At 36.8% G+C, this 26602-nt stretch carries 21 protein-coding genes and 3 tRNA genes; 19 read left to right on the forward strand and 5 right to left on the reverse strand.

All coding sequences use genetic code 11. From position 1 onward, the window contains the following. Positions 1-113: 113 nt before the first annotated feature. The 3 genes from lpdA (at position 114) to V5N68_RS05305 (ending at position 3074) form a co-directional block, all read left to right on the forward strand. On the forward strand, positions 114-1574 hold the full coding sequence (gene lpdA, locus V5N68_RS05295) for a dihydrolipoyl dehydrogenase (RefSeq protein WP_332066143.1): 1461 nt from the start codon (positions 114-116) through the stop codon (positions 1572-1574). Between the two features lie 73 nt (positions 1575-1647). Continuing rightward, on the forward strand, positions 1648-2610 hold the full coding sequence (lipA, locus tag V5N68_RS05300; RefSeq protein ID WP_332066144.1) for a lipoyl synthase: 963 nt from the start codon (positions 1648-1650) through the stop codon (positions 2608-2610). A gap of 2 nt (positions 2611-2612) precedes the next feature. Continuing rightward, positions 2613-3074: a type II toxin-antitoxin system RatA family toxin gene (locus V5N68_RS05305; protein WP_332066145.1), complete on the forward strand. Its 462-nt coding sequence runs from the start codon at positions 2613-2615 to the stop codon at positions 3072-3074. 1176 nt (positions 3075-4250) lie between these two features. On the opposite strand, the gene V5N68_RS05310 is transcribed toward V5N68_RS05305, so the two are convergent. From V5N68_RS05310 to rirA, 3 genes are read right to left on the reverse strand one after another with little or no spacing between them, the layout of a single operon-like run. Then, positions 4251-4739 (reverse strand): CinA family protein, encoded by a 489-nt coding sequence (locus V5N68_RS05310; protein WP_332066146.1) that lies wholly within the window; start codon positions 4737-4739, stop codon positions 4251-4253. Next, positions 4736-5929 carry a bifunctional 2-C-methyl-D-erythritol 4-phosphate cytidylyltransferase/2-C-methyl-D-erythritol 2,4-cyclodiphosphate synthase gene (locus V5N68_RS05315; protein WP_332066163.1) on the reverse strand — a complete coding sequence of 398 codons (1194 nt, stop codon included), beginning with the start codon at positions 5927-5929 and terminating at the stop codon, positions 4736-4738. Before V5N68_RS05315 ends, V5N68_RS05310 begins: the two co-directional genes overlap by 4 nt. 30 nt (positions 5930-5959) lie before the next feature. Beyond that, positions 5960-6388: an iron-responsive transcriptional regulator RirA gene (gene rirA, locus V5N68_RS05320; protein WP_332066147.1), complete on the reverse strand. Its 429-nt coding sequence runs from the start codon at positions 6386-6388 to the stop codon at positions 5960-5962. 171 nt (positions 6389-6559) lie between these two features. Between rirA and V5N68_RS05325 the strand changes: the two genes are divergently transcribed. The 7 genes from V5N68_RS05325 to hbs all read left to right on the forward strand — a co-directional run bounded on the left by V5N68_RS05325 (position 6560) and on the right by hbs (position 17550). Next, the gene (locus V5N68_RS05325) at positions 6560-8824 is read left to right on the forward strand and encodes a sensor histidine kinase NtrY-like (RefSeq protein WP_332066148.1); all 2265 of its coding nucleotides are present in this window, start codon (positions 6560-6562) and stop codon (positions 8822-8824) included. 1 nt (position 8825) lies between these two features. Then, on the forward strand, positions 8826-10184 hold the full coding sequence (gene ntrX / locus V5N68_RS05330) for a nitrogen assimilation response regulator NtrX (protein ID WP_332066149.1): 1359 nt from the start codon (positions 8826-8828) through the stop codon (positions 10182-10184). A 3-nt stretch (positions 10185-10187) separates the two neighbouring features. Beyond that, entirely contained in the window at positions 10188-11564 is a 1377-nt protein-coding gene (gene trkA / locus V5N68_RS05335; protein ID WP_332066150.1) for a Trk system potassium transporter TrkA, read from the forward strand. Between the two features lie 797 nt (positions 11565-12361). After that, a complete protein-coding gene (gene clpP / locus V5N68_RS05340) occupies positions 12362-12994 on the forward strand; it encodes an ATP-dependent Clp endopeptidase proteolytic subunit ClpP (protein ID WP_332066164.1) in 633 nt (210 codons plus the stop codon). Between the two features lie 173 nt (positions 12995-13167). Then, positions 13168-14442, forward strand: a complete 1275-nt coding sequence (clpX, locus tag V5N68_RS05345; protein WP_332066151.1) for an ATP-dependent Clp protease ATP-binding subunit ClpX — start codon at positions 13168-13170, stop codon at positions 14440-14442. A gap of 184 nt (positions 14443-14626) precedes the next feature. Next, positions 14627-17050 (forward strand): endopeptidase La, encoded by a 2424-nt coding sequence (gene lon, locus V5N68_RS05350; RefSeq protein ID WP_332066152.1) that lies wholly within the window; start codon positions 14627-14629, stop codon positions 17048-17050. A 221-nt stretch (positions 17051-17271) separates the two neighbouring features. After that, on the forward strand, positions 17272-17550 hold the full coding sequence (hbs, locus tag V5N68_RS05355; RefSeq protein WP_332066153.1) for a non-specific DNA-binding protein Hbs: 279 nt from the start codon (positions 17272-17274) through the stop codon (positions 17548-17550). A 507-nt stretch (positions 17551-18057) separates the two neighbouring features. On the opposite strand, the gene trmFO is transcribed toward hbs, so the two are convergent. Continuing rightward, the gene (trmFO, locus tag V5N68_RS05360; protein WP_332066154.1) at positions 18058-19488 is read right to left on the reverse strand and encodes a methylenetetrahydrofolate--tRNA-(uracil(54)-C(5))-methyltransferase (FADH(2)-oxidizing) TrmFO; all 1431 of its coding nucleotides are present in this window, start codon (positions 19486-19488) and stop codon (positions 18058-18060) included. Positions 19489-19656: 168 nt separating this feature from the next. On the opposite strand from trmFO, the gene V5N68_RS05365 reads away from it, so the two are divergent. The 6 genes from V5N68_RS05365 (at position 19657) to V5N68_RS05390 (ending at position 25123) form a co-directional block, all read left to right on the forward strand. Continuing rightward, a tRNA-Leu gene (locus V5N68_RS05365) sits at positions 19657-19739 on the forward strand. A gap of 138 nt (positions 19740-19877) precedes the next feature. Further along, positions 19878-21305 carry a trigger factor gene (gene tig / locus V5N68_RS05370; RefSeq protein WP_332066155.1) on the forward strand — a complete coding sequence of 476 codons (1428 nt, stop codon included), beginning with the start codon at positions 19878-19880 and terminating at the stop codon, positions 21303-21305. Between the two features lie 127 nt (positions 21306-21432). After that, a complete protein-coding gene (gatB, locus tag V5N68_RS05375) occupies positions 21433-22932 on the forward strand; it encodes an Asp-tRNA(Asn)/Glu-tRNA(Gln) amidotransferase subunit GatB (RefSeq protein WP_332066156.1) in 1500 nt (499 codons plus the stop codon). A 175-nt stretch (positions 22933-23107) separates the two neighbouring features. Next, on the forward strand, positions 23108-23503 hold the full coding sequence (locus V5N68_RS05380) for an NADH:ubiquinone oxidoreductase subunit NDUFA12 (RefSeq protein WP_332066157.1): 396 nt from the start codon (positions 23108-23110) through the stop codon (positions 23501-23503). A gap of 78 nt (positions 23504-23581) precedes the next feature. Next, positions 23582-23989: a DUF2155 domain-containing protein gene (locus tag V5N68_RS05385; RefSeq protein ID WP_332066158.1), complete on the forward strand. Its 408-nt coding sequence runs from the start codon at positions 23582-23584 to the stop codon at positions 23987-23989. A 396-nt stretch (positions 23990-24385) separates the two neighbouring features. Beyond that, positions 24386-25123, forward strand: a complete 738-nt coding sequence (locus V5N68_RS05390; protein ID WP_332066159.1) for a rhomboid family intramembrane serine protease — start codon at positions 24386-24388, stop codon at positions 25121-25123. On the opposite strand, the gene rlmB is transcribed toward V5N68_RS05390, so the two are convergent. Further along, the gene (gene rlmB / locus V5N68_RS05395; protein ID WP_332066160.1) at positions 25113-25943 is read right to left on the reverse strand and encodes a 23S rRNA (guanosine(2251)-2'-O)-methyltransferase RlmB; all 831 of its coding nucleotides are present in this window, start codon (positions 25941-25943) and stop codon (positions 25113-25115) included. The two genes, V5N68_RS05390 and rlmB, sit on opposite strands and share 11 nt — an antisense overlap. 204 nt (positions 25944-26147) lie before the next feature. On the opposite strand from rlmB, the gene V5N68_RS05400 reads away from it, so the two are divergent. The 3 genes from V5N68_RS05400 to V5N68_RS05410 all read left to right on the forward strand — a co-directional run. Then, positions 26148-26231, forward strand: a tRNA-Tyr gene (locus tag V5N68_RS05400). 25 nt (positions 26232-26256) lie between these two features. Then, positions 26257-26330: transfer RNA gene (locus tag V5N68_RS05405), tRNA-Gly, on the forward strand. A gap of 146 nt (positions 26331-26476) precedes the next feature. Then, positions 26477-26602: GTP-binding protein (locus tag V5N68_RS05410; RefSeq protein WP_244455647.1), on the forward strand; the 126-nt coding region annotated here is incomplete at its 3' end.

Raw genomic sequence — 26602 nt, forward strand, 5'->3', positions numbered from 1 at the left:
GCTCTTTTATTTTAAGTGTGCTGGATGTCGAAGGAGTGTGAAAGAGTTTTGCTATATCGATTTAAAGTCAAAGAATGCATATCCGTTTTGCGTGTGTCTATGGAGGAATCACTGTGGTAAATCTTTATGATGTAATTGTAATTGGCTCTGGGCCTGGCGGATATGTCTCTGCAATTCGTGCAGCGCAGTGTGGTTTTAAGACTGCAATTGTTGAGCGCGAACATTTGGGTGGAATTTGTTTGAATTGGGGTTGTATTCCAACCAAAGCGCTTTTGCGTTCGGCGGAAATGAAGAGTTTTGCTGAACATGCGAAAGATTATGGATTAAACTTGAATGGTTCGGTTGAGGCTAATATTAAAGATGTTGTAGCACGTTCACGTGGAATATCCGCGCGTTTAAATGCTGGTGTTGGGTTTCTTATGAAGAAAAACAAAATTGATGTTATTTGGGGAGAAGCAAAGATCACTAAGGGAGCTACAGGTAATCATTCTGTAGAAATTATGGTTTCTTCATCGTCTAAACCAATCATGCATCCACAAAATCCAGTGCCTAAAGAGACGTTAGGAGAGGGCATTTATCAAGCAAAGCATGTAATTGTTGCAACTGGTGCACGCCCTCGTTCTCTTCCTGGTATTGAACCAGATGGAAAGCTCATTTGGACCTATTTTGATGCTATGATCCCAAGTGTAATGCCAAAATCACTTTTGGTCATGGGTTCTGGTGCAATCGGCATTGAATTTGCTTCTTTTTATCATGATATGGGAGCCAAGGTAACTGTTGTTGAGATGATGCCTTACATTATGCCAGTCGAAGATGTTGAAATTTCCAAATTTTCTCGTAAGCAATTAGAGAAAAAAGGTATTCGTATTTTGACTGAAGCAAAAGTAATGAAGGTTGAAAAATCTTCTGATTCTGTCACTGCATATGTTGATGTTAAGGGGCAGACAGAAACGATCGTATCTGATCGATTGATTTCAGCTGTTGGGGTTCAGGGTAATATTGAAAATCTTGGGTTAGAAGCATTAGGTATACAAACTAATCGGGGGTGTATTGCAACCGATGAATGGAGTTGGACAGGCGTGGAAGGTATTTATGCTATTGGTGATGTGGCAGGTCCTCCTATGTTAGCTCATAAAGCCGAAGAAGAAGGTGTGATATGTATTGAACATCTTGCGGGTTTGACGAGTGCTCATCCACTTGATAAAAGAAAAATTCCAGGGTGCACATACTGCACACCGCAAGTTGCGTCTGTAGGACTTTCAGAGGCAGCAGCAAAAGATGCTGGTTATGATGTGCGTGTTGGTCGTTATTCTTTTTCAGCTAATGGTAAGGCTATTGCTTTAGGTGAAGACCAGGGATTAGTCAAAACTATTTTTGATAAAAAAACAGGGCAGCTTCTTGGTGCACATATGGTAGGTGCAGAAGTGACAGAATTGATTCAAGGTTTTGTTATTGCTATGAATCTTGAAACAACCGAGGAAGAATTGATGCGTACCGTCTTTCCACATCCAACATTGTCGGAAATGATGAAAGAAAGTGTATTGGATGCTTATGATCAGGTTTTAAATGCTTGACGGCTGGATTGCATGAAAAGCTTTGTATTTTGTGATTTCATTGGCGTTCCATATATACGGATCAGAGGCTTAAATGGTTACGGTTGTTGATAGAGTTACAAACAGACGCTTGCGTCACCCTGAAAAGGCGCATCGTCCGGATACAGATATTCAGAAAAAGCCGGATTGGATTCGTGTAAAAGCGCCAACGTCACAGGTATATAAGGAAACGCACAATATTGTACGTATCAATAAACTAGTGACCGTATGTGAGGAAGCGGGTTGCCCAAATATCGGTGAATGTTGGAGCCAGAGGCATGCCAGTTTTATGATTTTGGGTGAAATATGTACCAGAGCTTGCGCTTTTTGCAATGTTGCAACAGGTATCCCGCTTGCAGTTGATGATGAAGAGCCAGAGCGTGTGGCAGATGCTGTTGCGCAGATGAGATTAAAACATGTTGTGATTACGTCTGTTGATCGCGATGATCTTACTGATGGGGGAGCGCAGCATTTTGCGAAAGTTATTTATGCAATTCGTAAAAAGGCACCTACGACAACAATAGAAGTTCTTACCCCTGATTTTCGTCATAAAGATGGTGCGTTAGAAATTGTTGTTGCTGCAAAGCCTGATGTTTTTAACCATAACCTGGAAACAGTTCCATCTAAATATTTGAAGGTTCGTCCAGGGGCGCGCTATTTTCATTCAATTCGGTTATTACAACGCGTTAAAGAGCTTGACCCAACAATCTTTACAAAATCAGGAATTATGGTGGGTCTCGGAGAAGAGCGGAATGAAATTCTTCAATTAATGGATGATTTACGCTCTGCTGATGTTGATTTTATGACAATTGGACAGTATTTGCAGCCTACACGCAAGCATCATCCGGTTATTCGTTTTGTGTCTCCTGAAGAATTTGAATCTTTCGCCAAAATTGGTAAAGTAAAGGGCTTTTTGCATATGGCTTCTAATCCTCTGACGCGTTCATCTCATCATGCAGGGGATGACTTCAAAATTTTGCAAAAAGCGCGTGATGAAAAATTTGCTTTACAGAGATAACCATGCCGACTTTCTCAACACATCGGCAGATTGCCCATAGCGCCCATGAAATGTTTGATCTTGTTGCAGATATTGAACGCTATCCCGAATTTTTACCGATGTGTGAAGCTTTAACGGTGCGTTTTCGGAAAAAGTGTGAAGAAAAATCATTGCTTCTCGCTGATATGACAGTTGGATATAAAGTTATTCGAGAAACTTTTACAACTCAAGTAGTTCTTCAGCCCAAGGAAAATCTCATAGAGGTTCAATATATTGATGGTCCATTCAAATACCTTGAAAATCGTTGGATGTTTCACCACACTGAAGATAAAAATGCGTGTGATGTAGAATTTTTTATTGATTATGAATTCAAAAGCAAAATGCTTGGATTATTGATGGGGTCAATGTTTGATATTGCTTTTCGTAAATTTACTGACGCTTTTGAAATGCGTGCTCATCAAATTTATGGTTATCCAATAGTGTAATGTCTTCGGGTTAATATTGTTATATGAATAAAAGCATCCATAGTCTGTATAATTATATCTCACTATTTATCCTGCTAAAACACCAAGATTGATTCCTATCCAAAATATTAGGCATATTTGTCGTTACTGTATATGTGACACAGTGATGAGTTGACAAAACAACAATTTCTTTTTGTAATCTTGTATTAAAGTACTAGTTTATTATGCACTACTTATGTTGTTATTCACATAAAAGTTATGAATTGTATTTTTGTTGAATAATGAAAATCTATAAAGATTTTTATAAATTGCTGATATTTCTTAATTTATTTACCAAGAAACGTAAAAAAGTTCATTATCTCTTGAGCACTTAGCTTATGTATTATTTTGTGTTTTAATATGGAGATTATTGTAAATTCAGTTATCTATTTCATTGTTTTTGTATGCGAAATATATAAAAAATTAAAGAGAAAAAAATGATTATTTGCAGCTTGTTAATGATCATATGATTGATAAGTAAAGATGATCAAACTAATAATCAAGGTGATTAAAAATTAAATACATCTTAGTTGTTTGTAATTCTGCAAAGTCATTTATTTTTATACAGTATGTAAAACTTCTTCCTAAAAGTTTATTTGTTCTTTTAAAATTAGAGTTTGGAGGAAAAAAGTTGCTACTTTTGACATTCAGCTAAAACACATTAATCTTACTCCCCTAAAATACCTGGAAAGGGTGTTTGTGAGTTTGGCTTTTTGCTCATGAAACCTTTACAGGGAAGAGAATTCGCCCTTAAAATAGGGTTTGTAGATAAAGAAAAATTAAAACAGCAAACTCCTATTTACTTGATTGTAGAATATAATCATAAAATGATTCAGAGAGAACACTTAACGATAAGTTGATATTGGATTTTTTAGATGTGCTGATATTAGTTTTCTTAAGAGTTTTATGATGCAAGATGAAGAAGAAATAGAATCAGACTAGTATAATGATAAAGGTCATATTGCTTGCCTACATTTAGAATATTATTGCAGATTATAAAACTGAAAAGCTAAGAACTTACAATCCAATAAATTCGTTTGTAATACTAATAAACATTTCTGAGAAATTATTTAATTGTGATTTCTTTATAAATTAAAGGCAAATTTGAATTATAAGATTATGAGTTGAAATGAGGTTTGAAAATTGGATAAAAGGGATTTACTGAAGAGATGTTAGGATCATTTTTAAAGCATTTTCAACAGTTGCATAGCGAATAGCATTGCGTTCAAAATTTTTGAAGCGCATTTCTGTGTGCAGGCTTTCATAGTTTTTGCGAGCGACGGCAAAATGGACAAGCCCCACAGGCTTATCAGGACATGCTCCTTTCGGTCCTGCAATTCCTGTTACAGCAATTGCAATTTGAGCTTGTGAATATTTTAATCCACCCTCAGCCATTGCAATAGCAACTTCTCTTGAGACTGCACCATATATCTTTATAAGTTCAGCACACACACCAACAAGACGTGTTTTAGATTCATTAGAATACACAACAAATCCACAATCAAGTACATCTGATGATCCTGAAATACCAGTAAGGTTTGCAGCGATAAGTCCTCCTGTACATGATTCGACAGTTGTTAAAAGCAAGCCTTTTTGGCGACAAGCCTTAAGAACTGCATGTGCTTGTTGTTCACAAAAATGCATCATGTAAGAATTTCTCCTGGATAAAGAACGCTAGCAGATGCGAGAGCAGCAATGCCTTCTTCACGACCAATGAATCCAAGTTTTTCATTTGTTGTTGCTTTAATGGACACTCGATCAGATGAAACTGTGAGTATAGTCATGAGGTTTGTTACCATTGCATGGCGATATGGGACAATTTTAGGGTTTTCAGCTATCAGTGTGATATCAACATTGACAATACGACCACCTGCTTTCTTAATAATATTAATGGCATGACGCAGAAAAATTTCTGATGATGTATTTTTCCATTGAATATCAGAAGGAGGGAAGTGTGTGCCAATATCTCCAGCACCTTGAGTAGCGAGCAGAGCATCTGTGAGTGCGTGGAAAGCAACGTCGGCATCCGAATGCCCACTTAATTTTTTGTGAAAAGGAATTTTTATACCACATAATGTAATGAAAGTTCCTTCCTCGAAAGAATGAACATCATAGCCATTTCCAATGCGGATATCGGGAGACATTTGTAATTTCCTTTGTAGATATGAATATGCAATATCAAAATCTTCGTTCCATGTAATTTTTATATTATTAGGATCTCCAGGAATAGTACGCATAGGAATACCAAACCATTCAGCAACTGCTGAATCATCAGTAAATTCTTTATTGCAGGTTTGTTTTGCTTTTTCATGTGCGGTTAAGATACGCTCAAATGGGAAACATTGCGGAGTTTGTACACCATAAAGATTAGTTCGTGGAATTGTTTCTAAGACATGATGCTTTTCACTTATGCGTTTTATGGTATCAGAAATTGGAAGAACGGGAAGGATACCTTCTTGAAAATTTATGGTTGAATGAATTTTTTCAAGAAGTTTATTTTCAATAAAAGGGCGTACACCATCATGAATATGAACATATGTAGGGTTTATATTTTTTAATGCTTGAAGTCCACATAAAGTAGACATTTGACGTGATGCACCTCCCTCAACGATGATAAGATGCTCTTTAAAATCAGCGATGGCTTGTTCGCAAATTTTATAATCCTCTGGATGAATGACTAGAACAATTGTCTTAATTGCAGGATGTTGTAAAAAACATCGTACAGTATGACAAATGATAGGTTCTTTTCCTAAAAGTCTATATTGTTTTGGAATTTTTTGTAAACGTCCTGCTCTTTTACCGCGCCCAGCGGCTAATATTATAGCTGCAATAGAAATATTTAATCTCCTTTATAATATTTTAGCTGGTTATTCAGTTTTCAATTGACTTTGAACAGATGGTCTTTGCAAATCTGCAATAGATGTAACCGATAATACATCAAGAAAAGCATTTAGCGCTTTTTTTAGCGTGGTACTTAGATTGCAGAAATTGACTAACGGACAATCAGGTTCTGCAGTATCAAAACATTCTGCCATAGAAAAGTTATCTTCTGTTACTTTAACAACATCTGCTACTGAAATTTCTGTTGCAGGTTTTGCCAGCTTCACACCTCCGTTACGCCCTCGTACTGTCTGTATAAAGCCAGCTTCAATAAGGGGAGGAAGAATTTTAAATAAAAAAAGTTCAGAAATAGCATATGCTTTAGCAATTTCTGGAATACGATTCAGAGAATCTTGATTATCCGCACAGTACATCAACATCCGTAGGGCATAATTAGTCTGTTTGGTTAATCGCATTTGACCTCCTTTATAACTACTAAATGCACTTTACTTTGAATACTCTAAAAATAGAAAAAAATTCCTATTTGTCATTAGCTGTACTTAAATATGAAGGTATTGGTATTGTCAATTTTTATCATAAGAGATTATATGGGAACAATAAAGTAATATAAATAATGCAAGCTGATTATGGATGCGACATCTGCGATGAATTTCCAAGACATAACTCAAGATACTCATAGGGATGAGCAATATAGTTTAAGCAAGATGTATACATTGTTAGGTATTACAATTATTGCTTTAGCTTTGCTAACAGCTGCTGTTTCATTTATTATCCTTATTGGATTAACTCCTGTTATTCCCAGTAGGGTTGTAACACTGATCCTTATCGGGGTTAATAGTGTTTGGGTTTTAGGTCTTGTAATAATTGTCTTTTACGAGATGATCCCCATTATTCGTGCATGGCGATCAAAACGTGCTGGGGCACGCCTGCATGTTCGTCTTATTTCATTGTTTGCTCTTGTTGCAACAGTTCCCACTGTTGTTGTCGCTGTCGTGTCTGGTCCTGCCCTCAATGTAGGGCTTGATCGGTGGTTTGATACAACAACACGACAAATTGTGGGATCTTCGATTAATTTGGCGAATGCTTATGCAGATGAAATGCTTCAAAACCTAAAAAATTTATCTTATGCTATGGCATTTGCACTTGATAATAAAAAACTTTTAGAGCGCAATTTGGCAGAATATCGGGTGCAACTAACACGTCACGCTGCAGGGCGCAATCTTCGTGGTGCATTTCTATTAAGTTCGAGTGGAACTGTTTTTATATCAAGCGATCTTGGTGATGAAAATGAGCTGCCAATTCCACCCCCCAGTCTTATTGAGCGAGCAACCAATACGAGTCCTTTTTCTTTTCAGCCGGGAATTCATGATTATTTTGGTGTAATTTTAAAATTTACAAATATACCAAACACATTCTTGTATTTGGTACGTGATGTTGACAAAGATGTGTTATCTGCTTTGAGGTTAACAGAAATCAATACAGATCATTATAATGATTTAAATGCGAATCGTTTACCAACTCAAATTGCATTTGGTATGCTTTATTTATGCCTCTTTTTTAGTTTATTCTTATCGGCTATTTGGTCTGGTATTGCAGTTGCTGATCGTTTGGTGCGTCCTATTCGCCTCCTCATTAGTGCGGCCGATGATGTTGCTTCCGGGAATATGGAAGTTTTTGTGCCGGTTCGTGTGCGGGATGGCGATATCGGACAATTATCAAAAACTTTTAATTATATGGTAAGTGAACTGAAAAGTCGGCGTAATGAGTTGATTGCAGTTCGCGATCAAATTGATGAAAGGCGACGTTTTTCTGAAGCAGTTTTATCTGGTGTTACGGCCGGTGTCGCTGGAATTGATGATAATGGCGATATTACAATTATCAATCGATCTATTGAATCTATGTTTGGCATTTCTTCTAAACAGGTTATCGGATATAATCTTTTATCGTTAAGTACTGAAATTTGGCAAGTTTTCAAATTTGCACGTTCTTTAGGCCGTAAAAATCATAGAGAGCAAGTAACTTTAAGTGTTGCTGGGCAAGAGCGTTTTTGTAATGTGCAAATTACAATGGAAGAGGATGATGGGCAGGGGCAATCCTGGGTTTTAACGATTGATGATATTACTGATCTTGTTGAAGCGCAGCGTTCATCAGCTTGGGCGGATATTGCGCGTCGTATTGCACACGAAATTAAAAACCCCCTTACACCCATTCAATTATCTGCTGAACGTATTCGCAAACGTTACAACAAGTTCATTATACAAGATCGGGAAGTTTTTGAACGATGTATTGATACAATTATTAGACAAGTTGGGGACATCGGGCGCATGGTGGATGAATTTTCTTCTTTTGCACGTATGCCTAAACCACGAATGCGTACTTTAGATATACGAGAATTACTCCGTGAAGCATGTTTCTTGATAGAAGTTGCCCGACATGATATTTACTTTGAGCAAGATTTAGGAAATGTGCCACTTGTGGGTGCATTTGACAATCGTCTCATTGTGCAAGCTTTTTGCAATGTTATCAAAAATGCGAGTGAGTCTATTGATTCGATAGCGCGAGAGGAAAACATTAGTGGTCATATTCTTATATGTTCTTATCATCGAGAAGGATTCTTGATTGTGGATGTTATTGATAACGGGAAAGGGCTTCCTAAAGAGCAAAGGCAAAAAATATTAGAACCTTATATAACAACGCGAGAAAAAGGGACGGGGCTGGGATTAGCTATTGTGCGAAAAGTCATTGAAGATCATGGTGGTTATATGGAATTACATGACGCACCGAAGGATTTTTATGGAGGTCGTGGTGCAATGATCCGTTTGATATTTTTAGCGGATGGAACTGTGCAAGATGGTATTGCACAAGCCACAGGTTATAAAATAGGGGAATAAGATGGTATCAGATATCTTAATTGTTGATGATGAAGCGGATATTCGTGAGCTTGTGGCAGGTATTTTAGATGATGAAGGCTATGAAACACGTGTTGCATGTAATTCAGATGAAGCACTAGCTCAAATTAGTGAGCGTATCCCAAAGCTCATTTTTTTAGATGTTTGGCTACAAGGAAGCAGCCTTGATGGTCTAGCGTTGTTGGATGAAATTAAAACGCGCTATCCTTCTCTTCCAGTGGTTATGATTTCTGGTCATGGTAATATTGAAACGGCTGTTTCCGCTATAAAACGAGGAGCATATGATTTCATTGAAAAACCTTTTAAAGTTGATCGACTTTTATTGGTTGCCGAACGAACTCTTGAAAATTCAAAATTAAAACGTGAGCTTTTAGAATTACGCAAGCGTTCAAATGAGACACCAGAGTTACTTGGAACATCATCTGTTATGAGACATTTACGTCAAATCATAGAAAAAGTAGCTCCTACAAATAGCCGCATTATGATTACAGGCCCTTCAGGTGCAGGAAAGGAAACTGTAGCTCGTGCTATTCATACTCTTTCAGCACGTTCCAGTGGGCCATTTGTTGCAATAAATGCAGCAACAATTACTCCAGAGAGGATGGAGGTTGAATTATTTGGTAATGAAATGGAAGGAGGAGAGCGTCAAATTGGTGCATTAGAGGAAGCTCATGGAGGAACATTATATCTTGATGAGGTCGCTGATATGTCACGTGAAACTCAAAGTAAAATTCTTCGAGTTTTGACAGGACAGGCTTTCGAGAGGGTGGGCGGTACAAAGCGTGTTAAAGTGGATGTTCGTGTTATTTCTTCAACAGCACAAAATCTTGAGAATCTCATTGCTGAGGGATTATTTAGAGAAGATCTTTTTCATCGTCTTTCAGTTGTTCCTGTTTCTGTCCCGCCGCTTTCTACACGTCGTGAAGATATTCCAGAACTTGTGCACCATTTTGTAAAAATAATATCTCAACAAGTCGGTATTAAGCCTCGTGAAATTAGTGATGACGTTATAACTATTTTACAAACACATGCTTGGCCAGGTAATGTAAGACAGTTACGCAATAATATTGAACGTCTTCTCATTCTTGTCCGTGATGGTGATGGTCCAATAACCGCAAAGTTTCTTCCTCCAGAAATGAGTGATTCTTTGCCACGCTTCCAAATGGATGCAGATGAAAATATAATGGATTTACCATTACGTGAAGCACGGGAGTTATTTGAAAAGAGGTATTTAGCAGCGCAAATTGGGCGTTTGGGCGGTAATATATCTCGTACAGCTGAGTTTATAGGCATGGAGCGTTCTGCTCTACATCGTAAACTAAAAGCGCTTGGAGTTTCGTAGAGTATGCGGGTTATTATTTGCGGAGCAGGGCAAGTTGGTTATGGGATAGCAGAGCGTCTTGCGGCTGAAAATCATGATGTCACTGTTATTGATATTGAAGTAAGATTGGTCGAAAAAATTCGTGATACGTTAGATGTTAGAGGGTTTGTTGGTTACGGTTCACGCCCTGAGGTGCTTTTGGCGGCAGGTGCGGATAAAGCTGATATGCTGATTGCCGTGACTTTATTTGATGAAGTTAATATGGTAGCTTGCCAAGTAGCTCATTCATTATTTAATATTCCGACAAAAATTGCACGTATTCGTTCACAATCTTATTTAGAACCACGTTATAAAACTCTTTTTGCTAGAGAAAGCATTCCTATTGATGTGGTTATTTCTCCAGAAATTGAGGTTGGTGAGATGGTTTTGCGCCGTATTGCTTTACCTGGTGCAATAGATGTTCTTCATTTTTGTAATGATGATATTGTCGCGTTAGCTTTGGAGTGTATGGAAGATTGTCCGGTTATTAATACACCTTTACGTCAATTAACAGAGCTTTTTCCAGATCTGCGAACAACAGTTACTGCTATAAAACGTGGATCAGAATTATTTATAGCGCATTCAGAAACGCAGTTACGTGTTGGCGATGTGACCTATCTTATTGCGGCTCGTGATCAGATACGCCGTGCAGTTGGACTTTTTGGTCATAAGGAAAAGGATGCGCATCGCATGATCATTGCAGGGGGTGGGCACATTGGTCTTTATGTAGCTCAGGCTATTGAAAAGCGTTTACATAAATCAAAATTGAAAATTATAGAATCACATAGAGAGAGAGCGCTAACAATTGCTGATCAGCTCGAGAAGACAACAGTTTTATACGGCAATGTATTGGATCCAGTTATTCTTCAGGAAGCTGGAATTGGTCAGGCTGATTTAATAATTACTTTGACTAATCAGGATCAGGTTAATCTTTTAAGTGCTATTATTGCTAAAAGATTGGGATGTAGAGCTAATATGGTGTTAATCAACAATGTTGCTTATCAAGAATTTAGTCGTGCGGTTGGTGTGGATGCATATCTTAATCCTCATAGTGTTACTATATCCAAGATTTTGCAACAAATGCGTCGTGGGCGTATTCGTGCTGTTCATTCAGTTTTTAATGGTCAAGCAGAGATTATTGAGGCTGAAGTCATGCAAACTTCTTCATTGGTTGGAAAAACATTGCCGGAGCTTAATTTATCAGATGGTCTAAGGATTGGCGCAATTTATCGCAATAAGACAATCATACAACTTTCTGCTGATGTACGGATTTTGCCTGGTGATCGGATAGTAATTTTTGCTCTTGCTGATAGCGTTCATGATGTTGAACAATTATTTCGTATAAGTTTAGAATATTTTTGATTTTTCATAGAAATATTTACATTCTTGATGTAGCGGATAGTTGCAGTTAGTTACAGCTTTTATTGATTTTTTTTATGATTGAAATTATATAAAAAACATTGTCTTTTGATGTTGAGCTATATAGAGCTGAATCAGGTTTTTTTATCATTAGCGTGTTTAATAAATAAGGCGTTTACCGAGCTCAATAATTGCATTTATGTTCCGATAAGTTGTATTTATAGGAATATGCTCTTTAAAAGAGTTAAGGCTTTTTGTTTGTTAGCTTTATAACTCTATTATATATGCTAAAAATTTTTGGATCGAAATAAAATTGTTCTTATTTTTAATTGTCAGGATGTAAATGTTATAAATTATAAGAGTTTTTTTTATGGAGATGTGGATATTAAAAGAGCTTTATGAATTATAATGTTAGAATTTGTAATTACTTAAATAGCTCATTTGTGTAAGAAAAATGAAAAGGAAGCATTACCATAGCGTTATTATATTGAATTATACAAAATTTGAATGTACTTTTAATCTCAATTTTTAACTATAGCGTTCATAAATTTGCATTTTTTGATATTCTGCACTTACAGTAAAGATAAAAAATTATTTAAGTATCTTAATTTGCCTTTGGATGGCCTGTTTTTTGTATTCATTAATTTGTTTAAGTATAGCCGTTATTGTTATTTTAACCAATGGGATTTTAATCTTGCTTGATAGCTTTGATTGTAATTTGCGTGAGAGAGTCGTGTTAGCTTATGAATACAAGCATTGAATGCGTAAAGAGCGATTATTATACGATTGGAAATGAAAACATGAGTAATTCAATGGAAACAACATTAAGTCTTATTCCTATGGTTGTCGAACAGACGAATCGTGGCGAACGAGCCTATGATATTTTTTCTCGTCTTTTAAAGGAGCGAATCATTTTTATTAATGGTCCTGTTGAAGATGGTATGGCGATGCTTGTTTGTGCACAGCTGCTTTTTTTGGAGTCTGAAAATCCTAAAAAAGAAATTAGTCTTTATATTAACTCTCCAGGTGGTGTTGTGACATCTGGTATGGCAATTTATGATACCATGCAATTTATTCGTCCTCCTGTTTCTACTCTTTGTATGGGACAAGCGGCATCTATGGGGTCTTTACTTTTAACTGCTGGAGCAAAAGGTCATCGTTTTACATTGCCAAATGCACGCATTATGGTCCATCAGCCATCTGGCGGGTTTCAAGGCCAGGCTTCAGATATTGAGCGGCATGCACAAGACATTATAAAAATGAAACAGCGCCTAAATGAAATTTATGTTCAACATACCGGTCAGGATTATGAAATTATTGAAAGAACTTTAGATCGTGACCATTTTATGACAGCCGAAGAAGCAAAAAAATTTGGTTTAGTCGATGAAGTTATACAATACCGAGCAGAAACTGAAAGAGAAGAGAAAGATTAAGGGTTGTTATAAAAGTATCCGAAATAAAAAATTTCGTAAAATATTTCAAATAATAAAGACACCTAAAGATATTGTGATAGGCGTGGTTTTGTAAATGTCTTTATAGTTGTTGTTATGAAAAGCTTCCTTTGAAAAGACGGAGTATTCATATATCGTGGTGAAAGGAAAGTGAAATGAGCAAAATTAGCAATAGCGGGAGCGAATCAAAAAATACTCTCTATTGCTCGTTCTGCGGCAAAAGTCAGCATGAAGTGCGTAAACTTATCGCGGGACCTACAGTATTCATTTGTGATGAATGTGTAGAGCTTTGCATGGATATTATTCGTGAAGAAAATAAATCTTCTGGGATTAAGGCGCGTGATGGTGTTCCTACTCCTCAGGAAATTATAACAGTTCTCGATGACTATGTAATTGGTCAGAAGCATGCAAAACGCGTTCTTTCTGTTGCAGTTCATAATCATTATAAACGACTTGCGCATCAGTCTAAGAGCAATGATATTGAGTTAGCAAAATCAAACATTCTTCTTGTTGGTCCAACGGGATGTGGTAAAACTTATTTGGCACAAACATTGGCGCGCATCATTGATGTACCTTTTACCATGGCTGATGCGACTACTTTGACTGAGGCAGGATATGTAGGTGAGGATGTTGAAAATATTATTTTAAAACTTCTCCAGTCTGCTGATTATAATGTTGAGCGTGCTCAACGCGGTATCGTGTATATTGATGAAGTTGATAAAATTTCACGTAAAGCTGATAATCCCTCTATTACGAGAGATGTTTCTGGTGAAGGTGTCCAGCAGGCATTATTAAAAATTATGGAAGGCACGATTGCTTCTGTTCCTCCACAAGGTGGGCGCAAGCATCCACAGCAAGAGTTTCTTCAGGTTGATACAACAAATATCTTATTTATTTGTGGGGGTGCTTTTGCTGGTTTAGAGAGGATTATTTCGGGACGCGGTGAAAAAACTTCTATAGGTTTTTCTGCTACTGTTAAGGCCCCTGATGAGCGCTGTGTTGGTGAAATTTTTCGTGATTTAGAGCCTGAAGATCTTATAAAGTTTGGCTTGATACCAGAGTTTATAGGTCGTCTTCCTGTTGTGGCCACATTAGAAGATTTGGATGTTAATGCGCTTGTTCAAATTTTATCGCAACCTAAAAATGCGTTAGTGAAGCAGTATCAGCGTCTTTTTGAGATGGAAAGTGTTGAACTGGCCTTTCATGAAGATGCTTTACAGGCTATTGCTAAAAAGGCGATTGAACGGAAAACTGGCGCACGCGGTTTACGCTCTATTATGGAAAAGATTCTTCTTGAAACTATGTTTGAACTACCGTCTCTTGAAGGAGTTCAAAAAGTAGTAATTTCAAGCGATGTTGTTGATGGTAAGGCGCGTCCTCTTTATATTTATTCAGACCGTACGGAAGATAAAGAAAATGTATCGGCATGAAATCGTTGTGGTATGAAAAAGTAGAAATGGTCATTATTTGGGAGTAGATGTTTCTGGATATTGTGGATATATAGTGCTTTATTTATATGTTCGCAGTTTCTACTTCGTGTGTGGTAAAAAACTGGAGGATTTTATAAGGGCGGCTTGTGTAGTGGGTAGGTCATAGGCTCCAGAAAGGAAAATTATGCAATATATTGATGAAAAGACGGGCGAGGTGATGGAGGGGCTTTATGCAGTTTTACCTCTTCGCGATATTGTTGTCTTCCCACATATGATTGTACCGCTTTTTGTAGGAAGAGAAAAATCAATTCGTGCTCTTGAAAAAGCAATGGCTGCCGATAAACAAATACTGTTGGTTACGCAAAAAAATGCCTCGGATGACGATCCTAAGTCAGAAGATATTTATGATATTGGTACATTTGCTAATGTTCTTCAATTTTTAAAGCTTCCGGATGGAACTGTGAAGGTTTTAGTTGAAGGTACAGCGCGTGCAAAAATTAATCAATTTACTGAGAATAAAGATTATCATCAGGCTCTTGCAACCATTCCAGAAGAACTTGAGGAAGATGTCGTTGAAATTAAAGCTCTTTCTAGATCTGTAGTTTCTTATTTTGAAAATTATGTAAAACTAAATAAAAAGATTTCTCCTGAAGTGGTTAATGCAATTGGGCAAATCGATGATTCTTCTAAACTTGCTGATACGATTGTATCGCATTTGGTAATTAAGCTTTCGGAAAAGCAGGAGATGTTGGCCTTATTGCCGATACGCGACCGTCTTAAGCGTATTCTGTCTTTCATGGAGGGAGAGATATCTGTTTTACAGGTTGAAAAACGCATTCGTTCGCATGTTAAACGGCAAATGGAAAAGAATCAGCGAGAATATTATCTTAATGAACAGATGAAGGCTATTCAGAAAGAGTTAGGTGCAGGTGATGATAGCCGTGATGAATTATCTGAATTAGAAGAACGTATTACAAAAACAAAATTTTCAAAAGAAGCTCATGAAAAGGCTGTCGCAGAGTTAAAGAAGTTACGTAATATGTCTCCTATGTCTGCGGAAGCAACCGTTGTGCGTAATTATCTTGATTGGCTTTTGGCAATACCTTGGGGTAAAAAGTCAAAAATTAAAAATGATTTAAACTTTGCTGAAAAAATTATGGACAATGAGCATTTTGGTCTCGAAAAGGTTAAGGAGCGAATTGTTGAATATTTGGCAGTACAAAGTCGAGCTTCAAAAATAAAAGGTCCTATTATTTGTCTGCTAGGTCCTCCTGGTGTAGGGAAAACGTCACTTGCACGTTCTATTGCTAAAGCGACAGGTCGTGAATATGTTCGTATTTCATTGGGTGGGGTGCGTGATGAAGCGGAAATCCGTGGACATCGTCGGACTTATATTGGGTCTATGCCCGGAAAAATTATCCAATCCATGAAAAAGGCTAAAAAGTCTAATCCGCTTTTTTTGCTTGATGAAATTGATAAGATGGGGCAAGATTTTCGTGGAGACCCTTCTTCAGCTTTATTAGAAGTGCTTGATCCTGAACAAAATGGTACATTTATTGATCATTATTTAGAAGTTGAATATGATCTTTCTGATGTAATGTTTGTTGCAACGGCGAATACGCTTAATATCCCAGGACCATTAATGGATAGAATGGAAGTTATTCGTATCGCTGGTTATACTGAATGTGAAAAAATGGAAATTTTTAAGCGGCATCTTTTACCAAAAGCGTTAAAAGATCATTGTTTATCTAAAAGGGAGTTTAGTGTCTCTGATGATGCCATAAGATCAATTATTCAATTTTATACGCGTGAAGCGGGTGTTCGTAGCCTTGAGCGTGAATTGATGAAGATGGCACGTAAATCGGTGACAAAAATTTTTAAAACACATCAAAAATCTATAAAAATTACAGAAGATAATATTTGTGATTTTTTAGGTGTTAAGCGTTATCGTTGTAACTATATAGAAGGTGAAAGTCAGGTTGGTGTTGTTACTGGACTTGCATGGACTGAAGTTGGCGGGGAACTGTTAACCATTGAGGGTGTTATGATGTCGGGTAAAGGAAAGATGACGGTTACTGGAAATTTGCGCGATATTATGAAGGAATCAATTTCTGCTGCGGCATCTTATGTGCGTTTTCGTGCTGTTGATTTTGGTATCGAGCCTCCACTTTTTGATAAACGTGATATTCATGTTCACGTTCCAGAGGGTGCTACTCCAAAAGATGGGCCATCAGCTGGAATTGCTATGGTGACAGCAATCGTTTCAGTATTGACGGGGATAGCCGTACATAAAGATATTGCGATGACTGGGGAAATTACCTTGCGCGGACGTGTTTTGCCAATTGGTGGGTTAAAAGAAAAATTACTTGCGGCGCTTCGGGGAGGAATAAAAAAAGTTTTAATTCCTGAAGAAAATGCAAAAGATTTGATTGATATTCCTGATGATGTCAAGAATAATATGGAGATTATTCCCGTAACCCATGTTAGTGAAGTTCTTAAGCATGCGTTGGTTCGCTTTCCTGATGCTATAGAGTGGATAGAATCTCCTGAGGTTTCTGCAGCTGTTAGAGCAGAGAGTGATAATGGGGGAGTACAAGTTGCTCATTGATTCATTATTTACTATCGCTGTGGTATTTAAAAAGCGGTAGAAGTTTATTTTGTGTTTTTTGTTTGTGAAAAAATAAAAAAAATCCGTGAATAACTGTGGTTATTGCTAAAAAACAGTGTTTTGGATAAAAATAAGACTTCTGTTTGCTTTACTTTTAAATAAACTAATCAGTGACGGGTTGGATTATGTTCGTCCGGTAATATAGGGAAAGGAAAAATTCAATGAATAAAAGTGAATTGGTTAGCTCCGTTGCCGAAAAGGCAAGTGTTTCAAAAGCGCAGGCGGGTTCTATTGTTGATGCTTTTATCGATTCTGTAACAAAGGCTTTGGCTTCAGGAGATGATGTTAGGATTCCAGGTTTTGGTTCTTTTGAAGTTTCTCATCGTGCTGCTACAAAAGGACGTAATCCTTCAACCGGTGCTGAAATTGATATTCCAGCGCGTTTAGTCCCTAAATTTTCTGCAGGAAAAGGTCTTAAAGACGCTGTTAATAAAAAATAGTTTAAATCATACTAAAAAACCCGCTTTTAGTAAGTCGGGTTTTTTAAGAATATTCCCTTTATCTTTTAATATAGAATTTAAAAGCACGAGATTGATGAAATCGTTATAAGTTTTAAAAGATGTTTTTAAAGTTTTATAAGTAAGTGTCATGGTGTGAATAGAATATGTTTATTTTGGATACCGAAATAAACATTATTTGGCTATACGAGGCAGTTTTAAATAATTGAGTTAAATATTTTACTTTATTGCTTACGTGCTTTCAATTTCGCTCTACAGAGAGGAAGAGGGCAATGTTAAGCTAGTTTGAATATTATTAAATTATATATTACTTTGAGTATTGCTATTTGTTGTAATGCTTTTCATACTGCTATCGAATTTTTTATAATCTAAGTTTATTTGGAGGGCGCTAGGATATCCAGTGTAAATAAAGCCAGTCCTTCATAATTTGTAGGTATTTTAGCAAACACGTAGTTATCTTATTGGTGAAGTATATCTATTTCTATGGAATTAGAAAAAATGATTAGAATTTGTTTCAGAACCATTTATTTCTTTGTTTTTTAACCACTTAATACAATCATTTAAAGCTCTAGCAGATATGGCTTGTTTTTTTGCTAATTTTTTTTCTTTACTGGATAAGCGTTTTTCTGAAGAATGAACAAAATCAATGGGTGGGAAAAGTCCAAAATTAATATTCATTGGTTGAAAGGATTGCTTTTCTGTTCCTTTAATTGCAATGTGTCCGCCAGTAATATGATTTAAAAGAGCGCCGAATGCTGTGGTTGGTGGTGGTAAAGAAGGACAGATTCTTTTATATTCAGCAATAGCAAAACGTCCAGCTAGCAGTCCTATCGCAGATGATTCTACATATCCTTCACATCCTGTAATTTGTCCTGCAAAACGTAATTGAGGCTTTCGTTTTAAACGAAGTGTTTTATCAAGAATAATCGGTGAATTAAGATAAGTATTGCGATGAAGGCCACCAAGGCGAGCAAATTCTGCTTTTTCTAGACCAGGGATCATTTTAAAAATGCGTACTTGCTCATCATATTTTAGTTTTGTTTGAAAACCGACCATGTTATAAAGAGTTCCAAGTTTATTATCTTGTCTTAATTGGACAACAGCGTAAGCTTTAGTTTTTGGGTTATGGGCATTGGTTAACCCCATAGGTTTCATGGGACCATGCCTTAATGTTTCAAGTCCTCGTTCAGCCATGACTTCGATTGGTAGACATCCATCAAAATAAGGTGTTTTTTCAAAGTCGCGAAACTCTACTTTTTTCGCATTTTTCAACTCTTTAACAAAGGCTTCATATTGTTCTTTATTCAGAGGGCAGTTAATATAATCCTTTCCTGTTCCTTCAGGACCAATTTTGTCATAGCGAGATTGATACCAACAGATATCCATATTGATACTTTCAGTATAAACAATAGGTGCGATAGCATCAAAGAAAGAAAGTGATTCTATACCGATAATTTTTTGTAATTCTTGAGCAAATTCTGGTGAAGTAAGGGGTCCAGTTGCAATGATCAGATGATCAAAATCATCAGGAATCTTATGAATTTCCTTACGTTCTATAGTTATAAGGGGATGATGTTCAAGTGTTGTGGTAATGTATTTTGAAAATTCATGGCGATCAACAGCCAGTGCACTTCCCGCTGGTATTTTATTAATATCTGCGGCTCTCATGATTAACGATTTTGCTAATCGCATTTCCGCATGTAAAAGACCTACAGCATTTGTTGATGAATCATCAGAACGAAACGAATTTGAACAAACAAGTTCTGCTAATTTATCTGTTTTATGAGCATCACTTTTTTGTTGAGGCCGCATTTCGTGCAGCACAACGGGTATTCCTGATTGAGCAATTTGCCAGCTTGCTTCACTACCTGCAAGCCCGCCGCCTACGACATGAATTGGAGCACTAAATTTGTTTGACATAAATTTACTTTTAGCGAAAATAGTTCCATCTGAAAAGCATAGATTTTGTTTCATTTATTTGCAAGAAGGGTGCATATTTAGATTTTTAAATATATTTATTTGCTTTTTTTCTTCAATTAATGGTATAGAAGGCGCCGCTTATATGAGGTTATTGGTTTATAAACTTAAGCGGATGTGGCGAAATTGGTAGACGCACCAGATTTAGGTTCTGGCGGGCGACCGTGGGGGTTCGAGTCCCTCCATCCGCACCAAAAAGGGATTCTCTTTGAATTAGAGGTTTCTGCTATTTGTAAATCATGCTTCATGATGATATTTAATACTCGAGTTTTAAAATGTAATTGTTACCAGAGTAGGTTTATCCCTCTCTTTAGAAAAATGAAGGTTGTTTAATGCAGGTTACCGAGACGCTTAATGAAGGACTGAAGCGCGAAATTAAGATCGTGGTTCCGGCGAGAGATTTAGAAGAAAAATTGAATGAGCGGTTGGGGGATGCCAAGGGTAAGGTTAGGCTGAATGGCTTCCGTCCCGGTAAGGTACCTACTGGGCATTTACGTAAAATGTACGGTAAGTCTTTTATGGCAGAAATTTTGAATGAGATCGTTAATGATGCCCCTCGTTCTGTTCTGGCTGAGCGTAATGAACGTTCAGCAATGCAGCCACAAATTGATATAGATGAAGATGAAAAAATTTTGGATGGTAAAGCTGATTTTATTTTTCGCTTAAAATATGAGGTTTTGCCAAAATTTGAAATTAAAAATTTTGAACATATTGAAGTTGTTCGTGAAGTCGCAATTATTCCTCAAGAGGAAGTTGATAAACAAGTAGAGCGCGTTCTTTCTTTTACTCGTAGTTATTCTCCGAAAGAGGGTTCTTCTGAAGAAGGGGATCGTATTACAATAGATTACATAGGTAAACTTGAAGGCGTTCCATTTGAAGGTGGAACAGATAGTGATGCACAACTGATTCTTGGCTCAAAGCAATTTATTCCTGGTTTTGAAGAGCAATTGGTTGGTGTAAAAGCAGGTGATAAAAAAACGATTTCTGTTAAATTTCCAGATAGTTATAGTGCAGCGCATTTGGCTGGTAAGGATGCAGAGTTTGATGTTATTGTTAAGGCTATCTCTGAACCTGACGCGTTAACAGTTGATGATGGGGCGGCTAAAAAAGTTGGTTTAGAGTCTTTAGATCGTTTATTTGAAACTGTACGTGGGCAGATTGAGAGCCAATATGGTTCGGTAACACGTCAAAAAATTAAACGTCAAATTCTTGATGCCTTAGATGCCGATTACAGTTTTGAGATTCCAGAAGGATTGCTAGAAATTGAATTCAACAATATATGGAATCAGGTTAATGAGGATTTTAAAAAGTCTGGTAGTAGTTTTGAAGATGAAGGGATTACAGAAGAGAAAGCTCGAGAAGAGTATCGTGTGCTTGCGCAGCGTCGTGTTCGATTAGGATTAGTTCTATCTGAGATTGGAATGAGTATTGGTGTTAAAGTAAGTGATGATGAGCTAAAAGCAGCGGTTTTTGATCAAGTTCGTCAATACCCTGGTCAAGAAAAGGAGATTATGGACTTCTTCAGAAATACGCCAGAGGCTGTCGCAAATTTACGAGCTCCAATTTTTGAAGAAAAGGTTATTGATCATCTGTTAGCACGTATAAAAGTTATAGATAAAGAAGTGACAGTTGAAGAGTTGATGAAGGAATATGAGGAATCAGATTTAACTGAAAAAAAAACAGTAAAGAAAAAATCTACAACTAAGGAAAAAAGCGCAAAAAGCGCTGCGACCAAAAAAAGAGTATCTAAAAAAGATTAATGTTTGAGCTAATATAATAAGCCCGCTGAAGTCGGGCTTGTTTGTATTAAATTTACTTATAAGCTTGCACTTATAGCGGTTTTGAATTAGCCATCAGGCGCATTAAAATATTGATAGTGGATTGGCAATGGAAATCATTGATACACGTACACCTAATTCTAAGCGTTTTATTTCCGGAGTTACAGGTGATTGGGAGATCGTCATTGGCATGGAGGTTCATGCTCAAGTCATATCAAATTCAAAGCTTTTTTCAGGTGCATCAGCTAAATTTGGTGCTGAGCCAAATAGTCAAGTGTCACTTTTTGATGCTGCTATGCCTGGTACATTGCCTGTTATAAATCAAGAATGTGTTCGACAAGCTATTAGAACTGGTTTGGGATTAAAGGCAAAGATTAACTTGAAGTCTGCTTTTGATCGTAAAAATTATTTTTATCCGGATTTACCACAAGGGTATCAAATTTCTCAATTTCGATATCCAATTGTGGGCGAAGGAAAGGTTGTTATATCTGTTGGCCCAGATGCGAATGGTCAGTTTGAGGATATTGAGGTTGGAATTGAGAGATTACACCTTGAGCAGGATGCTGGAAAATTGATGCATGATCAGCATTTAACAATGTCTTTTGTTGATCTTAATCGTTCTGGTATAGCTTTGATGGAAATTGTTTCTAAGCCAGATATGCGTTCATCTGATGAAGCTAAAGCTTATATGACAAAATTGCGTACTATTGTTCGTTATTTAGGGACTTGCGATGGCAATATGGATGAAGGTTCTATGCGTGCGGACGTTAACGTATCGGTTCGTCGTCCAGGTGAAAAGTTTGGAACACGTTGCGAGATTAAAAATGTGAACTCTATTCGTTTCATTGGTCAAGCAATTGATTATGAAGCGCGTCGTCAAATTGCTATTTTAGAGGATGGTGGTGTAATAGATCAAGAAACTAGACTTTTTGATGCTGCTCAAGGAAAGACGCGGTCTATGCGTTCAAAGGAGGAAGCGCATGATTATCGTTACTTCCCTGAGCCAGATCTTATGCTATTAGAGTTTGATCAAGAGTTTGTAAATGTTTTAGCTGCGGATTTGCCAGAGCTCCCTGATGAGATAAAAGAACGTTTTGTCAATGAGATGGGGTTGACTGCGTATGATGCTTCTATTCTTGTGACAGAACGAGCTATAGCTGATTATTTTGAAGAAGTTGCGTGTGGGCGTGATGGAAAAATAGTTGCCAATTGGGTAATTAATGATCTTTTAGGTGCTTTAAATAAAAATAATCTTGAAATTGACAAAACACCAGTGACTCCAAATCAATTGGGGAGTATTATTGATCTGATCAAAGAGGGAACTATTTCTGGAAAAATTGCTAAGGATCTCTTTGAGATTATTTGGAATGAAGGTGGAGATCCACGTAAGGTTGTAGAAGAGCGTAACATGAAGCAGGTAACGGATACAAAAGCTCTTGAAAAGGCTGTTGATGAGATTGTTGCCAATAATTCTGATAAAGTTGCACAAGCAAAACAAAAGCCTGCTTTGGTTGGTTGGTTCGTGGGACAGGTAATGAAAGCAACAGGTGGTAAAGCGAATCCTCAAATCATTAATGAGTTGATTAAGATAAAACTTGGTATAGATTGATACTCTATGGTAGAAAAAATCTATAAATATTATATTTCTTTTGAATAAAAGAATGCGGGCTAGGGAACTTGTATCAAGTGAAGGTGTAATCAATTTATCTATAATTCTTGTTTGTGGTAATTCGAAAGATTTATAGCAAGTCTAGTTGTAAAGATTCTAAGAAGTGGAAGAGAGGATGATTGGTTTTTTTAAGCGTATCTTTACATGGTGGAATGGTAGCACTGTTAGTACGCGTTTTTTTACGTGGTATAAAGGCAAGCGTGTAGGGGAAGATCAATTCGGAAATGTTTATTACGAAGGTGGCTATCATAAGGATGGTTACCCGCGTCGTTGGGTGATTTACAAAGGTTATTCTGAAGCTTCTACTATTCCACCAGGTTGGCATGGATGGATACATCATCGCTATAATAGACCACCTACGCAAGAGAATTATCAGCCACATGAGTGGGAAAAGCCTCATGTTGCAAATATGACGGGAACAAGTAAAGCTTATCGGCCGAAAGGGTCCATTATCCGCAGTAGCGATCAGCCCCATGTGCATGAAGATTATGATGCATGGTCACCTCAATAGAGTATGGGATGAATGTATTTTAAATTTGCTCTTAAGTTATTATTAGGACTATTTTTTAGATATAATTGATTTGGTGTTATGTTTTTTTTTATATTGTTAGGCTTGAGGCGGAGTTTTTCTGTTTTTTTTGTGGGGATCGTAATAGTTCTATCTTTAATTGATGGGACATCTGCTGAGCGTGTTAGTAATGGGGTAGCTGTTTTTTCAGGTCTTGATAAAATTACTGGTCGGACTACTCGCTTTGAAGTGTCTCTTGGTGAAGTTTATCAGTATGGCGCTTTGCAGGTAACTCCGCGGGTGTGTTATACGAGCTCTAAAGATGAGCCTACTCGTACGACTGGTTTTGTTGAAGTTGATGAGGTTACTCTAGATAAAAAGGTACGTCGTATTTTTACAGGCTGGATGTTTGCAGATAGTCCTGGCGTGAATGCTGTGGAGCATCCTATTTATGATGTGTGGCTAAAAGGTTGTAAGAAAAGTTTTTAAAAAACGACATGCTAACGATCTTTATGCGATATAATGGGCTAAAGCTGAGGATGTTCTTTGAGATACAGAATTCAACTGCTAAATCTAAAGGAATCAAGCTCTTTAATTTTTTCATCTGGTATGATGCAGTGTACATTTAACTATTAAAAAAATAAATATATCAACATATTTTAAAATAACGATTTTGTCCTTTTTGGTTAAAGTTGGATCGATATATTAGCAGTTTATTTTATATCATGCATACAATAAAAGCTTTATTACAGTTTTAATTATGATGTTGATTATATAAAAATATTTGGCATTTAAAATTAGGAATTAGAATAATATTGAGCTCAAAAGACTTTTGCTATTTGAAGAAAAATATTAATTTTCTACAAAAATGTGAGATGTTATGCAATGAAAGACGCTGATCATCAATGTAATAATGATCTATTGTTGTTAAAGCGCGATAAAGAATCATTATTGAACATTCCATTTATTATAATTTTTTTAATAGTGTTTTGTTTTTTCATCTATTTCATAACCCATTATTTTTTTTCTGATCAACTTTTAATTGCAAGCTTTGATTTTTTTTCATTTACACCAGTGATATTCAAATCTGACCCTTTGGCATTTTTTTATACCGTTATTAGTTATTCATTCATGCATGGTGATTTTGAACATATTATTATTAATATGGCTTGGCTTTTGGTCTTTGGATCTCCTTTGGTAAGACATTTTGGTGGTTTGCGTTTTTTGTTCTTTTGGGCATTAACAGCAATTATTTCTGCATTGACTTACTTTATATTCCATCAGAGTAGTATGATATCACTTATTGGAGCGTCAGGTGCGATTTCTGGAATGATAGGAGCTGCTGCGCGTTATGGTTTTTCTTTTGGCCATTTTGGTGTTATCTCACAGAATAAAGAATGCTTTGGTTCTTTGTGGACTATCAAAAAAGCACTTTGTTCTAGAGATGTTCTTTCTTACATCAGTATATGGTTAATAGTTAATTTTATCATGGGTGTTTCCCCTTCTGTATTCGAAGCAGATAATATTTCAATAGCCTGGGAAGCTCATATTGGTGGGCTTGTTTCAGGTTTTTTTGGGGCCGGGCTTTTTGATATTTCACAAAAAAATAAATTTATGGTCTAAGATATTTATGCGTTGCGTAGAGTGCTATTGTTGCGGCGTTTGAAACATTTAATGATTTAATATTTCCAGGCATATCGAGGCGTGCTAATGTACAGACGGTTTCACGTATTTTTTTGCGTAGTCCTTTACCTTCTGCTCCTAAGATAAGAGCAATTTTTTCTCCTCTTAAAGCAGTTTCCAAGGGTAAATCGCCCTCTGAATCAAGCCCAAAGCTAATGAATCCTGCATCATGGAGCTCATTAAGTGTTTCTGAAAGGTTTCGTACAGTGATATAATTCATAAGTTCTAAAGCTCCAGAGGCTGCTTTAGCAAGAACACCACTTTCCTGAGGTGAATGGCGATAAGTTGTAATAAGTGCGTCAGCTTTAAATGCAACTGCAGAACGCATAATAGCACCAACATTATGTGGATCAGTAATCTGATCCATTACAATAACTAGATTGGTGTTTGTTAATTCAGATAATTGACATGGTTTAAGAGGATTAGTTTCCAAAACAATGCCTTGGTGAACAGCATCATTTCCAACAAGTGCATCAAGCTGTTTTGGTGAGCATAAGGTTACTGAACAGGGCAAATCTGATTCGGGTATACTTAATCGTTTTAAGGCATTTGGTGTACTATAAAGATGTCCAAAAATTCTTTTTGGGTTTTTTAAGGCGGCGCAAACCGAATGAATACCATAAAGGTGAATTGTCTTATTTTTTAACGAAAATTCTTCATTCTTTCGGTAGATTTTTGGTGACGGGAATGAGCCTTTTTCATAATGGTATCGACGATGTAAACGGGCATGATGAGATTTTTTAGGCATTTTTTCTTTCATGGTTTTTTATAACGTATGATTAATAAGAGTAAATAGAAAAAAGTTATGTCTTTATACGATTATCGGGAAATTTGTATAAAGTTGTATTTATTTTGTTGACAGATATGATACTAATCGTCATAACCGCTTCTCAACCAGTTTAAATTGATTATCATTTGATTTGGTTGTAGGTGCGATCTGATCGCGCAACTTTGTCGATGTAATGGAGGGGTGCCCGAGTGGTTAAAGGGGGCGGACTGTAAATCCGTTGCGTATGCTACGTTGGTTCGAATCCAACCCCCTCCACCATCCATCGAAGGAGATACTGATATGTGCGGGTATAGCTCAATGGTAGAGCAGCAGCCTTCCAAGCTGAATATGCGGGTTCGATTCCCGCTACCCGCTCCAGAAGGTGTTTGTAGTGGGCAAGCACTTTTGTCAAAAATAAACAGGTTTTCTATTGGTTGCTTGAATAGTCAGAAAGTGTGCTGAACTTTTTAGATTCGGTTGTAAGTGTTTTATTTTAGGTTATAGCAAGCAAGAGATTGACAGCGATGGCAAAGAGCAAGTTTGAACGTACGAAGCCGCATGTTAATATTGGTACGATTGGTCACGTTGATCATGGAAAGACTTCGTTGACAGCGGCGATCACGAAATTTTTTGGTGAATTTAAAGCGTAT

The sequence above is a fragment of the Bartonella eidoli genome (assembly GCF_036576145.1).
In the GTDB taxonomy this organism is placed as follows: domain Bacteria; phylum Pseudomonadota; class Alphaproteobacteria; order Rhizobiales; family Rhizobiaceae; genus Bartonella.

Coding starts and splice junctions, on each gene's coding strand:
- V5N68_RS05310 (WP_332066146.1), bottom strand. CDS start 4,739: ATGATGCATTTTTGTGAACAACAAGCACATGCAGTTCTTAAGGCTTGT.
- trkA (WP_332066150.1), top strand. CDS start 10,188: ATGCGGGTTATTATTTGCGGAGCAGGGCAAGTTGGTTATGGGATAGCA.
- hbs (WP_332066153.1), top strand. CDS start 17,272: ATGAATAAAAGTGAATTGGTTAGCTCCGTTGCCGAAAAGGCAAGTGTT.
- V5N68_RS05380 (WP_332066157.1), top strand. CDS start 23,108: ATGATTGGTTTTTTTAAGCGTATCTTTACATGGTGGAATGGTAGCACT.
- rirA (WP_332066147.1), bottom strand. CDS start 6,388: ATGCGATTAACCAAACAGACTAATTATGCCCTACGGATGTTGATGTAC.
- gatB (WP_332066156.1), top strand. CDS start 21,433: ATGGAAATCATTGATACACGTACACCTAATTCTAAGCGTTTTATTTCC.
- V5N68_RS05385 (WP_332066158.1), top strand. CDS start 23,582: ATGTTTTTTTTTATATTGTTAGGCTTGAGGCGGAGTTTTTCTGTTTTT.
- clpP (WP_332066164.1), top strand. CDS start 12,362: ATGAGTAATTCAATGGAAACAACATTAAGTCTTATTCCTATGGTTGTC.
- lipA (WP_332066144.1), top strand. CDS start 1,648: ATGGTTACGGTTGTTGATAGAGTTACAAACAGACGCTTGCGTCACCCT.
- V5N68_RS05305 (WP_332066145.1), top strand. CDS start 2,613: ATGCCGACTTTCTCAACACATCGGCAGATTGCCCATAGCGCCCATGAA.
- rlmB (WP_332066160.1), bottom strand. CDS start 25,943: ATGAAAGAAAAAATGCCTAAAAAATCTCATCATGCCCGTTTACATCGT.
- clpX (WP_332066151.1), top strand. CDS start 13,168: ATGAGCAAAATTAGCAATAGCGGGAGCGAATCAAAAAATACTCTCTAT.
- lon (WP_332066152.1), top strand. CDS start 14,627: ATGCAATATATTGATGAAAAGACGGGCGAGGTGATGGAGGGGCTTTAT.
- trmFO (WP_332066154.1), bottom strand. CDS start 19,488: ATGTCAAACAAATTTAGTGCTCCAATTCATGTCGTAGGCGGCGGGCTT.
- V5N68_RS05325 (WP_332066148.1), top strand. CDS start 6,560: ATGGATGCGACATCTGCGATGAATTTCCAAGACATAACTCAAGATACT.
- tig (WP_332066155.1), top strand. CDS start 19,878: ATGCAGGTTACCGAGACGCTTAATGAAGGACTGAAGCGCGAAATTAAG.
- V5N68_RS05390 (WP_332066159.1), top strand. CDS start 24,386: ATGAAAGACGCTGATCATCAATGTAATAATGATCTATTGTTGTTAAAG.
- ntrX (WP_332066149.1), top strand. CDS start 8,826: ATGGTATCAGATATCTTAATTGTTGATGATGAAGCGGATATTCGTGAG.